Below are 14,090 nucleotides of genomic sequence, written 5' to 3' on the forward strand. Positions count from 1 at the left end.
CATCCAGGCCCATGGATTCGATCACCCACCTGCTGCTCGGCGGCGCCATCGGCGCGGCCATCGCCCCGGCCGGCCAGCGCCGCGCGGCCATCCTGGCCGGTGCGGCGCTGAACACCGTGCCCGACCTGGACGTCGTGCTGCTGCCCTGGTTCACCGACGATCCGGTCGCGCTGATGACCTGGCATCGCAGCTTCCTGCATTCGATCTTCGTGCTGCCCTTCATCGGCTGGCTGGTGTGGTGGGTGTGCCGGGTGCGCGGCAAGCGGGTCAACTCGGCGCCGCTGCGCTGGTTCTGGCTGATCCAGGCCTGCCTGCTCAGTCATCCGCTGATCGATGCGTGCACGGTCTATGGCACCTCGCTGTTGTGGCCATTGGAGGTGCCCCCGGCGATGTGGTCGCTGTTCTTCATCATCGAGCCGGCCTTCACTCTGTGGCTGTTGCTGGGCTGCGTGATCGCCTGGTGCGTGCCGAAGAAGCCCTGGGGCCGGCGTGGCGCGATCGTGGGGCTGACGCTGGCCGCGGGTGTGCTCGGTGTGGCGGGGGTGTCCAAGTGGAAGGTCGACCGCCAGGCCGAGCGCACGCTGGCCGCGATGGGCTTGGCCCACGCGCCGTACTTCTCCACCCCGATGCCGTTTTCCACGCTGCTGTGGCGCGTGGTGGCGATGACCCCCAGCGGCTACGTCGATGCCGAGCGCTCGGTGTTCGATGACGGACCGATGGTCTTCCACGGGCACCCGTCCAATACCCAGGCCCTGGCGCGCGCGGAAAAGATCGGCCTTCCCGCGGTGAGCCGGCTGGCCTGGTTCAACCATGGCTTCATGCGTGCCCAGGTCCAGGGGCAGCGTCTGGTGCTCTCGGACCTGCGCATGGGACTGGACCCGGACTACACCTTCAGCTTCGCCGTGGCCGAGCGCCTGGACGATGACTGGCAGGCCATCGCGCCGCAGCAGCTCCAGGTGCCACTGCCGGTTTCAGGCATCTCGGGCTTGGCCAGGGTGATCGCGGCGGTCTGGCATCGCACCTGGCATGAGAGTGGCACGCCGCTGCGCGAGCTGATCGTCGCGCCGCCGCCTCAGGCGGCGGTTGCGAATCCTGAAGGTCAGCCGGCTTCCAGCGCATCGAAGTAGGCAGCGGTCAGGAGAGGGGTAACTCTGCCAGTGCAATCGATTTTTAGCAGGCTAAGCACTTGCCTAGAAAGATGTAGTTACGGCCGAGGACTGCAATTGCGCCAGCGGTATCTACGCGCTTTTAGATTGTAGATTGGGGGATGGGTGAGTTGCTTGCGCGAAGATGGTCGCTTGGAGGGTTGTGAGAAGGTGGTGGCTGGTCAGCTCCTTTAGGCATGGTTTGAACAATGCGGCTTCATGATCAGCTTGCGCTATGGAAGGCGCGTTGGGCGCCAGACTTCAATGGGGGCGATGAATTCAAGGCTCCTGGACGGGACTTTCCGCCTTACAGGCGCACGGCTCCTGTCGCCGGCGACGATTGCCCGCGCACTATCCACAGGCTGGACAACGCTAACAGCGTCAGCACCTGCCGTGTGTTCTTGGCAAGCAGCGATAGCGCACCTTGGTGTAGCCAAACTGGCGCTTGACCGCCCGGAACGGGCGCTCCACCTTGGCCCGCAAACCGGCAATGAAGTGCTCCCGGTCCTTGGCCGCCGCGCTTGCGCTTGTGACCTTCTCCCCGTACTAGGCCCGAGCAGAACTGGAAAATTCGGCTTTGTGACCCACCCCCGATAGCAGGGCCATCAGCCGGTAGAGATTCCGACCTTCTTCGGCACCTGGGAATTCGCTTGGGACCCGTGTTCTCGGGCGAATTCCGCAGGGGTTTTCCATGCCAGTGCACTGTGGGGACGCTCCTCGTTATAGAAGCGCCGCCACGCTTCGATTTTGCTCCGCGCATCGGCCAACGACAAGAACCAATGTTCGTTCAGACACTCCTGCCGCAGCCGGCCGTTGAAGCTTTCCACCATCGCGTTGTCCGTCGGTGTGCCACGGCGGGAAAAATCCAGCTCAACGCCAGCCTCATACGCCCAACGGTCCAGCACCTTGCCAGCAAATTCACTGCCGTTATCCACCTTGATCGCTTCCGGCTTGCCGCGTTGAACAACCAGGCGCGTCACCGCCTCAGCCACGTCGTCAGCACACAGGGACTGATCGACGACGATATCCAGACACTCGTGTGTGAAGTGATCCAGCACCGGTAACAGCCGGAAGCGACGGCCGTCGAACAATGCGTCACTCACGAAGTCCATCCCCCACAGCGTGTTGGGTGCGGTCGCAATTTTGATCGGCTGCCTGCGACGACTGCTTCGGCTGCGACGCGGCCGGCAATGCCTTAAAGACAGGCCTTCTTCCTTGTAGATGCGATGCACGCGCTTGTGGTTATCGCGCCACCCCTCCCGGCGCAGCATCACCAGCACCCGCTCGCAACCATAGTGGATGCGCGTCTGCGTGATCTCGCGCATCCGCAAGCGGATGGCGCTGCAGTCGCGCGCCTTGGCCTTGTACGAAAACGCTGAGCGCGACATCGCCACTGACCTGCCGGGCTTTTTAGGACCACTGATTAGTCGAGGATGGCTCGGTGGTGGGTGTTGTTTGCTGTTCTTGTTGCTGGTCTTTCTTGAACTGCTTGGGTGTCCGATAGCCGAGGCTCGAGTGTGGCCGATCCTCGTTGTAGCGCTGGCGCCAAGTTTCGATGATGACTCGCGCTTCGGTCCGGTTCCGGAACCATTCCATGCTCAGGCACTCGTCGCGGAACTTGCCGTTGAGGCTCTCTGCGGTGCCATTCTGCCAAGGCTTGCCCGGTTCGATGAAGGCAGTCTCGATGCCGGCGCCCTGCAGCCAATTCAGGACTGCTCGGCTGACGAACTCCGGACCATTGTCCGACCGCAGGTAACGAGGTGCTCCATGGTCACTGACCAGCCGCGACAGCACCTCGATCACGCGTCGGGAACGGATGCTGCCCTGGACATCGATTTCCAGCGCCTCATGGGTCCACTCGTCGGTCACGATCAGGCACTTCAGGCCCTGGCCGTTGGCGCAGCCGTCGAAGACGAAGTCATAGGCCCAGACCTGGCTCGGGCCCACGGCCGGCAATGGTCGCGGCCGGGACGCAGCCACGCGCTTGCGCGGTCGCTTCTTCGGCACCTGCAGCCTGGCCTGTTGCCAGAGCCGGAACATCCGGTCCCAGCCCATCCGCAGGCCCTCTCGCTCCAAATAGACGTGAATCCGACGATAGCCGAACCGAGGATATATGGCCGCATAGTGCTTCATCCGTTCGATCACCAGCGCGTCCTTGGCTGGCAGGGTGGCAACGTAGCCGAGCGTGGAGCGCGGCACGCCCACAATCGCGCAGGCGCGGCGCTGACTGATTCCGCGTTCGACCAGCACCGCAACCAGAGCGCGCCGTGCCGGCGCGCTCACCACTTTTTTGCGGTGACCTCCTGCATGACCTCGACCTCCAGGTCCCGTTCGGCCAGCAGCTTCTTCAGCCGGGCGTTCTCCTGCTGCAGGCCGCGTAGCTGCTTGACGTCGGCTGCCTCGAGCTCACCGTAGCGCTTGCGCCACACGTACAGCGTCTGCTCGCTGACGCCGTGCTTCTTGGCAACGTCGGCCACCGGTGCCCTGTCGGCTTCACGGAGGATCTTGACCATCTGGTCTTCGCTAAATCGGGACTTGCGCATGGGCTCCTCGCTCTGTCAGGAGCCATCCTCTCAACTCTCAACCGGTCCGGAAATCACCCGGCAGGTCACCTTAGCGGCAGGGAATTTATAGCGCCCATTCCTTTCCGTCCTCAATAGGAGCACCTCGGGAGCCAAATTTTTTTGCGACCCTATTACGCAAAGCGGGAATAACGAAGTCCATCCTTGACATGGCTTCGGTGCTTCGGGTAAGGATGTCACGCGGGCGCACTGGTTGTCTTGCTTTAATTTAGGAATTTACCCGCATAACGACGTGAACTACAAACTAAGGATGGACTATGAAGATTTCTAAAAATCGCGCACCTTTCATGATATTTTTGGTGGGTATTGTAAGTCTTGCTTGGAGTGGTTCTGCCCTTGCTGGGTGCACGTGGGGGGGGGTTTATCACGACGATTGTGGAGTTTATCCTCCAGGCACCCCCATCCCCGGGCCATCGTGCCACCCAGTCCAGCAATGTCTTGCTTACCAGAATGGCAGCTGTACTTCATACATAACTTATACGGTTTGCGATCCTGGCGCACCGACGCCTGAACCTCCTGTTGCCAGCATAGATCCGTAACAGATCGGGTGCATTTATTTTGCGAGTGCTTCGCTAGTCAAATGAGATGAGAGTGGTTCTGTCTCGACCGCCAGTTGGCTCTAGTGCGAGATAATTTATTTATCAGCACGGCGAAGTCGTTCGGCATGCTGCCGTTTTTGGTGCTGTGATGTTTCTGGCCTGTATTTTGGGGCAATTTTGCATTTCTCTGCGCTGGCTAGTCCTGCGCAGGGAAATGCCATCGCGAAAATTACCTGCTGGTACATCGTGTTGAGCAGTTTGCATTGCTTGGTATTAGATGCAGAGCCTTACTGTGATTTGGATGTATTGAAGCTAATATTTAAATTTCGTGCTGGGACAGTCCTGTTCGCTTGCTCACGGGCCGGCTCAGGCCGCGACGGCGAACGGTGCCGGCACGCCGGCGGCCAGCGCGCCGAAGTAATCGGCGGTCAGGCGCAGCTGCTCGTCGGCGGTCTCGGCGCGGTTGACGACCGCGCGGAAGGCAGCGTTTTCGGGGCGGTCCTTCGCATACCAGCCCAGGTGCTTGCGCGCGATGCGCACGCCCTGCGGCTCGCCGTAGAAGTCGTGCAGCGCCCGCAGATGCCCGAGCAGGATGTCGCCCACTTCGGTCACCGACGGCGGTGGCAGTTCCTCGTCGGTGGCCAGGTAATGCGCGATCTCGCGGAAGATCCACGGCCGCCCCTGTGCGGCGCGACCGACGAGTACCGCATCGGCGCCGGTCTGGCGCAGCACCTGCGCGGCCTTGCGCGGTGAATCCACATCGCCGTTGGCGAACACCGGAATCGTCAGCGCCGCCTTGATCGCGGCGATGGTGTCGTACTCGGCCACGCCGGTGTACTGCTGATCGCGGGTGCGTCCATGCACGGCCAGTGCGGCAATACCGGCGTCCTGGGCGATGCGTGCGATGGTGGGCGCGTTACGGTGCGCGGCATCCCAGCCGGTGCGGATCTTCAGCGTCACCGGAACGTCCACGGCCTGGACCACCGCCTCGACGATGCGCGCGACCAGGGCTTCGTTGCGCATCAGCGCCGAACCGGCCCAGGCATTGCACACCTTCTTGGCTGGGCAACCCATGTTGATGTCGATGATCTGCGCGCCGTGGTCGACGTTGTAGCGCGCCGCCTCGGCCAGCTGTCGTGGTTCGGTGCCGGCGATCTGCACGCTGACCGGTGCCGGTTCGCCTTCATGGTCCATGCGCCGCAGCGACTTGTCGGTGTTCCAGAAGCGCGGGTCGCTGATGGTCATCTCCGACACGGCCAGGCCGGCACCGAGCCGCTTGCACAACTGGCGAAACGGCTTGTCGGTGACCCCGGCCATGGGGGCCAGGATCAGCGGCGGGTCGATCGTGTAGGGGCCGATGCGCATGCGGATCATTGTAGCGGCCGCAGGGAAATCGGCAGCGGGAGCTCAGGGCGTGCGCGACGCGCTGCGGACTGATCGAGCCCATGCCGGGGCCACATCCGGTGTTGTCGTCGTTGGCCCGGCGGGCCGGGAAGACCTCGCCGCGGCAGGTCTTGAAGTCGGGCGCCAAGCAGCTGCCGCGGCACTTGGCGACCAACGCGCTTGCTCGCCACCTCCAAGACCGTCCCGTTGCGGCGTTCACCTCGTGCCACAGGCAGGCGCTGGTTGAAGCACTGCCTCGTGCTTACGCCTCGGGCGTCAACCTGGGCATGGAGGCAGCGGCGCCTTCACCTTCGGTGGAACGGGCGGCGAAGCGGTTGGCAAAACGCACGTGGGTGTTGAACGCAGCCTGCGGCGCCTGCGCCAGCGAGGCGGCCAGCGCCCCGTTGAACGCATCCCCCGCGCCCGTGGTGTCCACGGTCTGCGCCGCTTCGGCACCGACGCGGTAATACGGCTGGGTATCGCCGCGCAGCTGTTCGTCCTCGTGGGAGACGAACACGCCCACCGCGCCCAGGGTGATGATCACCGTGCCGCCCGGCAGCAGCTGGCGACACAGGCCGTGCAGCGTATTGCCGTCCAGCGCGGCCACGTCGTCGCCTTCCATGCGCTGGCCGACATGGCGGCCGAGCAGGGCGGCGAACTCGGTCTCGTTCGGGGTGAGGATGTCGCTCTGTCGCAGCAGCGCGATGCTGGCCACCGCATTGGCCGGTGCGGCATTGAGGATGGTGGTCACCCCCGCCGCGCGCGCGGCGCTCATGGTGGCCTCAATGCTTTCCAGCGGCGATTCCAGCTGGGCCAGGACGATCTTCGCGCCGGCCAGCGTCTCCTGCTGGGCGGCGATGAAGTCCGGGCTCAGGGTGAAGTTGGCGCCGGGGCCGATCACGATGGTGTTGCGCCCGTGGTTGTCCACGTAGATGCCGCCGGTGCCGGTGGGCTCGGCGCTGGACTCGGCCACGACGGTGACGCCATCGGCCGCAGCCAGCTCGCGCGCCATCGTACCGCCCGGGTCCTGGCCCAGCGAGCAGATGAATGTGGTGGCTGCGCCCGCGCGTGCGGCGGCGATGGCCTGGTTGAAGCCCTTGCCTCCGGGCCCGGAGCTGTAGCGCCCGGCGATGGTGGCACCCGCGGCGGGCAGGACATCGCAGCGCCAGACGTGGTCGACATTGAAGGAGCCGACGACAACGACAGAACTCATGTGCTTCTCTTTATTCAATGATCCACGCCGGCCCATGGCCGGACGTGTGGGGGGCGCCAGTATGACGCAGACCCTGTATGGCCGCCCGGTGGACGCCGGATTTGCTGAACGAACGGCGCGTCCCGTCCGTTCAGCCCATCACGTATCGGCTCAGCTGAAGTGGGTCAGCACGCCGGCGATGGTGGCGGTCATGAAGGTGGCGATCGAGCCACCGAGCACGGCGCGCAGGCCGAAACGGGCCAGGTCCGCACGGCGTTCCGGGGCCAGGCCGCCGATGCCGCCGATCTGGATGGCGATGGAACTGAAGTTGGCGAAGCCGCACAGCGCGTAGGTGGCGATCAGCCGGCCCTCGCTGCTCAGGCTGGCACCAGGCACCTGACCGTTCACGATCTGGGCCAGCTCGGTATAGGCCACGAACTCGTTGATCACGACCTTCTGTCCGATCAGCGAGCCCACGGTGGTCGCATCCACCCACGGCGTGCCGATGACCCAGGCGATCGGCGCCAGCACGTAGCCAAAGATGGTCGCCAGGTTGGTCGGCTTGCCGATGGCCGCGGCAATGCCGGTGACATCGCCGAACCAGGTCAGCGGCGCGTTGATCAGCGCGATCAGGGCGATGAAGGCCAGCAGCATCGCGCCGATGTTCAGCGCCAGGCGCAGGCCGTCGCCGGCGCCGGCCGCGGCGGCATCGATGATGTTGCTGGTGGTCTTCTCCACTTCCATCTTGACCGTGCCGCGGGTCAGCGGCGTGCCGGTTTCGGGAATCAGGATCTTGGCCACCACCAGGGTCGCCGGGGCGGCCATGATGCTGGCCGCCAACAGGTGCTTGGCGTAGAAGGCCTGCTGGGCCGGGTCGCCGCCGCCGAGCATGCCCACGTAGGCGGCCAGCACGCCGCCGGCGATGTGGGCCATGCCGCCGATCATCATGGTGATCAGCTCGGACTCGGTCATCTTGGGAATGTACGGGCGCACGGTCAGCGGCGCCTCGGTCTGGCCGATGAACACGCTGGCGCACACGCTGGTGGTCTCCGCGCCGGACACGCGCATGACCTTGGTGATCGCCCAGGCCATCATCCGCACCACCGCCTGCATGACATTGAGGTGGTACAACACGCCCATCAGGGCGGAGAAGAAGATGATGGTTGGCAGCACCTGGAAGGCGAAGATGAAGCCGTAGTTCTGGACATTCATCAGGCTGCCGAAGATGAAGGTCGAGCCTTCGGTGACGAAGCTCAGCACCTTGACGAAGACCTGGCCCAGCCAGTCGAACACATCGCGGCCGCCGGGGACCAGCAGCACCAGCGCGGCGAAGCCGATCTGCAGGACCACGCCGGTGAGCACCAGGCGCCAGTCCACTGCGCGCTTGTTGTTGGAGAACAGCCAGGTGATGCCCAGCAGCACGACCAGTCCGAACAGGCCGAAGCCGATCCGCCAGACACCTTCCAGCATTGCATTCCCCAGAACATACGAAAGACACAACAATTTTCGCAGACTAGAGGACGGCGGGGGTGGCGGCAAGACGCCGGGCGCCGGCGCGCGCCATGGCGCGCTCGGGCGTTACTGGCAGGGCGCCGGCGCGCCGGGGTTTGCGTCGGGCAGCACGGTGACCTGGCTGGGGATGGGCCAGGCCGCAGGCCGGCTGCCGAACGATTCGCGATAGAGACGCTGGGCCAGCATCTCGGACCGGGCCCGCTGGCGCGGGTCCAGGGAGGTGGTCGGGGTAGGGGCCTGGCGCAGATAGGACAGCAGCAAGGCGTAGGCGTCGGCCTGCACCGGATCGTCGGGGACCAGCGCGTCGAACAAGCCATCATCGTCGGCGTAGGCGTGACCGAGCAGGACGGCGGCCAGGGGATTGCCGGCGTGGAGCGCACGCTGGGCCATGGGCACCGCGTCGCGATACCAGTCCTCGAAGCCCGGGGCATGCAGGTAGCCGTGGTCGGTGGCGGCGTGACCCGGCGCGATGGCCCCAGGGAACGGTCCAACCGCGTAGCGCACCATGGCATCCAGATTGCCCCCGACCGCGGCCTTGCGCAGATAGATCGCCGCGGTGAGTTGATCGCTCGCGACGATGTCCGGGCACTGGTCCGGCGCAGCGTCGCAACGCGCCAGTTCCAGGCCCACGCGGCAGGCGGCACGCGGGTCGCCTGCATCGGCCTGGCGTCGCAGGTCATCGAAGCGGTCGCCGAGGGGCGCGTTCCAGGACGGCAAGGGCGCACTGGCCACAGGTTGTTGGGGGGTTGGGCCCCGGTCACCGCGATCGGCCTGTGGGCGCGGGAGGGTGCTGCTGTGCGCCGGGGGCGCGGCTTGCGCGGCGATCCTGGCTGAGATCGCCTCGGCCTCCTGTGCCTGCTGCCGCCAGCGCCAGAACCCGAAGGCCAGGGCCGTGGCGACCAGGACGCCCATTGCCAGGTTGAACCTTCCGCGTGGGGTCACGGTGCGGGTGTGCGGGTTTGAGGCATGGCGGCAAGTCTGCCATGGCCGGTGTCGCCCACGGCGTGGACGCGGGTGCTTGCGCAGGGATCGAGGAAATCGATCACGACGATTTGACTCTCCAATGAGAATGATTATCATCCAATGCACGCCAACCAGGAGCTCCGCCATGTCCGTCCATCCCGTCGCGTTCCCGCCGGCCCTGCCGCGCACCCACGAACAGAGCCCGCGCGTCGTGCCTCCCAGCGACGTCCTGAGCAGCGAGGTGCTGCTCAAGGGGCGTAAGGAAATCCTGATCCAGCACGGTGACCGCACCTATCGCCTGCGCCATACCAGCAACGACAAACTGATCCTGACCAAGTAAGCCCTGGTTTCGCGGGCGATGGAGCGCCCGCTGCCGTGTTCACGCCCGCACCGGGCGGCGCAGCGGCCAGTTCGCGACCGGCGATGGGTCTCCCTCTCTCCCTCATCGCCGCGCGCGGGCCGCTGTCGCCGCCGGTGCACCCGCCTGACGCCATCCGCCCAAGGAGCTGGTCATGACCCTCGACACGATTGCGCCGACCACGCGCGCCGATGCGGCCCGCTCGCTGCCGCTGCCGCAGCAGCTGGCCGCGCTGGGCACTGTGCTGTGCCTGTATCGCGCCCAGCACGGCAGTGAGCTGGCCGGCTGGAACCAGGCGGTGCGCGCGGCGATCCAGGCGGGCGTGGAAAGCGATGGGCTGCGCGAGAGCCTGCTGTTCTTCGACCGCGACGGCGCCTGCTGCTGGCGGCTGTGCCTGCTGCCGGACAGCGACTTCCTGGCCTGGGATCAGCTCAGTGCGCGCCTGCCGGCGCATGCGGCCGGCAATCCGCACGGGCGCGGGGTGAGCGAGCGGCTGTGGCAGCGCCTGGCCCGGCGCCTGACCGGCGAACAGTGGCGCGCGTGCCCGGTCCGCTTGCATGCGCTGCCCGCCTCGGGCGCGCAGGCGGTGCTGGCTGCCAGTCTGACGCCGGTTTCCGCACTGGGCGCGGCCGCCACGCGCGAGATCGTGCAGGCCGAAGGCGCCGAACTGGCTGCCTGGGACGACTGCTGCTGCGCGCAGGCCGCGCTGCAATCGGTGGGCGTCGGTATATCGCATGGGGACCTGGCCGACTACGTGTTCCGGCCCGACCTGAGAACCGGTCGATGACCTGTCGCGCACCACCTTTACATGGACCGCCGGCTCGCCTCACCCGATGGCATGCACCGCCGGTGTGGGACGGACGTGACCGCGCCGGGCCGCGCTTGCCTGGGGCGAGCACCTCCGACTGAACCCCAGGCGCCTGCGCCTCACCGAAACGACAGTGCCATGTCGGGATCGCCGCGACCTGCGCCTGCCTGTTGAACCTCACCTTGCGGTGGCCCTGCGTCACCGCGTCCTCCTTCCTCCTGGGCGCCAGCCTCGACCGTGCATGGTCGCGCCAGCCTGCCGGGTCACCTTGCAAAGGGCCTGTCATGCCGACGTTCCGTGTTTCCCTGCTTGCCTGTGCGCTCGCCTGCGCGTTGGCGTCCCCGGCGCGCGCCGCCGATCCCGCCATCGTCCCACCGGCCGGTGCCGACGCTGCGCTGCCAACGCGCGATTTCGATCCGCTGCAGGTCACCGCCACGCGCAGCCAGCGCGCGGTGTCCGACGTGCCCAACACCGTGGATGTGATCGAGCGCCAGCGCCTGGACCAGACCCTGGTCTTCGACATCAAGGATCTGGTGCGTTACGAACCCGGCGTGTCGGTGACCTCCAGCTTCGGACGTTTCGGCCTGGGTGGCTTCCGCATTCGCGGTCTGGAGGCCAACCGCGTGCAGATCATCACCGACGGCATCCGCGTGCCCGACGCGTTCGCCATCGGCAGCTATTCCAATGCCAACCGCAACTTCGTCGACCTGGACACGGTCAAGCGCGTGGAGATCCTGCGCGGGCCGGCCAGCGCGCTGTACGGCTCCGACGCCCTGGGCGGCGTGGTCGCCTTCGTCACCAAGGACCCTTCGGATTATCTGAAGGCGGGCAAGGACGCCTACTTTGGCCTCAAGTTCGGCTATGCGGGTGATTGGAACGGCCTGTTCGCTGGCGCGACGGCCGCCTTCGGCGGGGAGCGCTGGAGCGGCCTGGCGGCGGTCAGCCATCGCCAGGGCCAAGCGCAGGAGAACATGGGGCGCGATCGCAGCCTGGCGCCGGTGGGCACTGCCGCCAACACCCGCACCGCGCCCAATCCGCAGGACCGCAACGGCACCAGCGTGCTGACCAAGCTGGTCTACGCGCCGTCGCAGACCAACCGCCTGCGCCTGACGGTGGAGGGCAACCGCGACGACACCGACACCAACGTGCTCACCTCGCGCGGCTACAGCGCCTCGACCCGCGCCACCACGCTGGACCTGCGCGGTGCCGACCATCAGTCGCGCGAACGCGTGGCCCTGGCGCAGGAGGTGGACGCGCTGGACTGGGCGCTGGCCGACAGCGTGGATTGGCAGGTCTATTGGCAGGACAGCCAGACCACGCAGGACACCCACGAGCTGCGCACCACCGCCAGCCTGGGCCAACATCGCCGCGACCGGCGCTTCGACTTCGAGCAGCGCGAGATCGGCGTGCAGGTGAACCTGCTCAAGACCATCGACGCCGGCAGCGTGGTCCACACCTTGCGTTACGGTCTGGACCTGCAGCGCACGCGCACCGAACAGGAGCGCGATGGCCGGGTGACCTACGCCGATGGCACCAGCACCAATGTGATGTTGCCGGACGTCTTCCCGGTGCGCGACTTCCCGATCACCGACACCACGACCTCGGCCCTGTACGTCCAGGACGAGATGGCCTTCGGCCAGCGCTTCAGCCTGGTGCCGGCGGTGCGCGTGGACCATTACGACCTGGACCCCAAGCCCGATACCATCTTCGTCGAGGACAACCCGGGCATGGCGGTGACCGGCCTGAGCAAGACCAGCGTCTCGCCCAAGCTGGGCGCGGTGTGGAAGTTCGCCGGCGACTGGTCGCTGTACGGCGGCTACGCGCTTGGCTTCCGCGCGCCGCCCTACAACGATGCCAACCTGGGCTTCACCAATCTGCAGTTCGGCTACACCGCCATCCCCAACCCGGACCTCAAGCCGGAGACCAGCAACGGCTTCGAGCTGGGCCTGCGCTACACCGGCCCGGCGGTGTACGCCGCGCTGACCGGCTATCGCAACGACTACCACGACTTCATCGAGTCGCAGGGCTTCGTGGGCTACAACGCGCAGGGGCTGATGGTGTTCCAGTCGCGCAACGTGTCGCGGGCACGCATCTATGGCGGCGAGTTCAAGGGCGGCATCGACCTGGGCGCGCTGGCCGGCTGGAGCGGCTGGTCGCTGCGCGCGGCCGCGGCCTGGTCGCACGGACAGGACCTGACCGCCGATGTGCCGCTGGACACGATCGATCCGCTGACCGGCACCCTCGGCCTGGCCTATGACGCGCAGGCCTGGGGCGTGGAGCTGGCCGGTACCTTCGCCCGGCGCAAGGACCGTGTGTCCGACGCGAGCTACTTTCGCCCGGCCGGCTTTGGGGTGGCCGATCTGATGGGGCACTGGAACTTCGCCCCCGGCGCCCGGGTGAACGTGGGCGTGTTCAACCTGGGCGACCGCAAGTACTTCAACCCGGGTGACGTGCCGGTGGGCACGCTGGCGAGCAGCGCGACGCTGGATCGCTACACCAGCCCGGGCCGCAGCGTCTCGGCCAGCCTGACGGTGGAATGGTGAGTCTGCCCATGCGCCTCGCACGCCGCCGCACGACACCCGCGCCCGCCGGGTTCCAGCCTTCGTTCCCAATCAAAGGAAAGCCTTCCATGCCCCGACGCCTGCCGCTCGCCGCCCTCGTGACCCTAGTCGTGCTCGCACCGGCGCGTGCGCAATCCGCCGATCCGGCCCGTGACCATGCGGCCATCCTGAAGATCGCCGGCGAGTTCGCGGTGGACTTCGCCTTCGACGAGACCGTGCTGCTGCAGTCCGGCTATGAGCGCGCCGCGGCCATGCGCAGCAGCGCCGACGAGGCGGTGGTCGTGGTTGAGGACACGCCCACCCGCGTGGTCCTGCAGCACCTGCTGGTCGACGGCAAGCGTGGCCATGTCACCAAGCACTGGCGCGAGGACTGGGTCTACCAGGCGCCGCAGCGGTTCGAGTTCAGCGCCGACCAGACCTGGACCGTGCGCGCGCTGTCGCCGCAGGAGACCGCCGGTGCCTGGACCCAGTGCGTGTACGAGGTCAGCGACGCGCCGCGCTACTGCGGCACCGGCCGCTGGACCTACAGCGGCGAGGTGGCGACCTGGACCAGTGACGAAGGCTGGCGTCCGCTGCCGCGTCGCGAGTACACCCGCCGTAGCGACTACAACGCCCTGCGCGTGGTCAACCGCCACACCATCACGCCCAACGGATGGAGCCACGAGCAGTTCAACACCAAGGTGCTGCGCAAGCCCGACGGCGGCCAGGTGGAGATCGCGCGCGAGTTCGGCTTCGACGACTATCGCCGCGACAGCCAGGTCGACTTCGCGCCGGCCTACGCCTACTGGCAGGCGACCAGCGACTTCTGGGCCGGCGTGCGTGCGCGCTGGGCCGGGTTCCTGAACGCGCCCCCGGGCCTGCACCTGAAGACCAAGCTCGATGGCATGGCGATGGTGATGCCGCTGTTCGAGCAGGCCGACACCTTGGTGCAGGGCGGCAAGGTCGAGGCCGCGCAGACCGACGCGGTGTTCGCCAGGTATGTGGAAGCCGCGCCGGCCACGGCCGAACGCTGAGCGTCGCGGCGGACGCGGGTCACGTCGGCGCATC

At 66.6% G+C, this 14,090-nt stretch carries 10 protein-coding genes and 2 pseudogenes; 5 read left to right on the forward strand and 7 right to left on the reverse strand.

What is annotated here, in order from left to right; all coding sequences use genetic code 11:
- Nucleotides 1-11 precede the first annotated feature (11 nt).
- Nucleotides 12-1,127: a metal-dependent hydrolase gene (locus PJ250_RS12660; protein WP_271644932.1), complete on the forward strand. Its 1,116-nt coding sequence runs from the start codon at nt 12-14 to the stop codon at nt 1,125-1,127.
- 325 nt (nt 1,128-1,452) lie between these two features.
- Here the strand turns inward: PJ250_RS12660 and PJ250_RS12665 are convergent.
- The 7 genes and pseudogenes from PJ250_RS12665 to PJ250_RS12695 all read right to left on the reverse strand — a co-directional run.
- Nucleotides 1,453-1,658: pseudogene (locus PJ250_RS12665) on the reverse strand (transposase); the annotation flags it as partial.
- Nucleotides 1,659-1,750: 92 nt separating this feature from the next.
- Nucleotides 1,751-2,539: pseudogene (locus PJ250_RS12670) on the reverse strand (IS3 family transposase); the annotation flags it as partial.
- A gap of 16 nt (nt 2,540-2,555) precedes the next feature.
- A protein-coding gene (locus PJ250_RS12675; RefSeq protein WP_271644933.1) for an IS3 family transposase occupies nt 2,556-3,688 on the reverse strand; the annotation gives its coding sequence in 2 pieces (ribosomal slippage) (nt 2,556-3,439 and nt 3,439-3,688; 1,134 coding nt in all).
- Nucleotides 3,689-4,632: 944 nt separating this feature from the next.
- Entirely contained in the window at nt 4,633-5,631 is a 999-nt protein-coding gene (gene dusB, locus PJ250_RS12680; protein WP_271644934.1) for a tRNA dihydrouridine synthase DusB, read from the reverse strand.
- A 280-nt stretch (nt 5,632-5,911) separates the two neighbouring features.
- Nucleotides 5,912-6,862: a ribokinase gene (locus PJ250_RS12685; RefSeq protein WP_271644935.1), complete on the reverse strand. Its 951-nt coding sequence runs from the start codon at nt 6,860-6,862 to the stop codon at nt 5,912-5,914.
- A 150-nt stretch (nt 6,863-7,012) separates the two neighbouring features.
- Nucleotides 7,013-8,311: a NupC/NupG family nucleoside CNT transporter gene (locus tag PJ250_RS12690; protein ID WP_271644936.1), complete on the reverse strand. Its 1,299-nt coding sequence runs from the start codon at nt 8,309-8,311 to the stop codon at nt 7,013-7,015.
- Between the two features lie 108 nt (nt 8,312-8,419).
- On the reverse strand, nt 8,420-9,265 hold the full coding sequence (locus tag PJ250_RS12695; protein ID WP_271644937.1) for an SEL1-like repeat protein: 846 nt from the start codon (nt 9,263-9,265) through the stop codon (nt 8,420-8,422).
- Nucleotides 9,266-9,461: 196 nt separating this feature from the next.
- On the opposite strand from PJ250_RS12695, the gene PJ250_RS12700 reads away from it, so the two are divergent.
- The 4 genes from PJ250_RS12700 (at nt 9,462) to PJ250_RS12715 (ending at nt 14,056) form a co-directional block, all read left to right on the forward strand.
- Complete coding sequence (locus PJ250_RS12700) at nt 9,462-9,656, forward strand: hemin uptake protein HemP (protein WP_271644938.1); 195 nt, start codon at nt 9,462-9,464, stop codon at nt 9,654-9,656.
- 172 nt (nt 9,657-9,828) lie between these two features.
- Entirely contained in the window at nt 9,829-10,461 is a 633-nt protein-coding gene (locus PJ250_RS12705; RefSeq protein WP_271644939.1) for a Hemin transport protein, read from the forward strand.
- A 305-nt stretch (nt 10,462-10,766) separates the two neighbouring features.
- On the forward strand, nt 10,767-13,025 hold the full coding sequence (locus PJ250_RS12710; RefSeq protein WP_271644940.1) for a TonB-dependent hemoglobin/transferrin/lactoferrin family receptor: 2,259 nt from the start codon (nt 10,767-10,769) through the stop codon (nt 13,023-13,025).
- Nucleotides 13,026-13,111: 86 nt separating this feature from the next.
- Complete coding sequence (locus PJ250_RS12715; RefSeq protein WP_271644941.1) at nt 13,112-14,056, forward strand: DUF6607 family protein; 945 nt, start codon at nt 13,112-13,114, stop codon at nt 14,054-14,056.
- Nucleotides 14,057-14,090: the final 34 nt, after the last annotated feature.

Origin of the sequence: Pseudoxanthomonas sp. JBR18, from assembly GCF_028198165.1 — a bacterium.
Taxonomy (GTDB): Bacteria; Pseudomonadota; Gammaproteobacteria; order Xanthomonadales; family Xanthomonadaceae; genus Pseudoxanthomonas_A.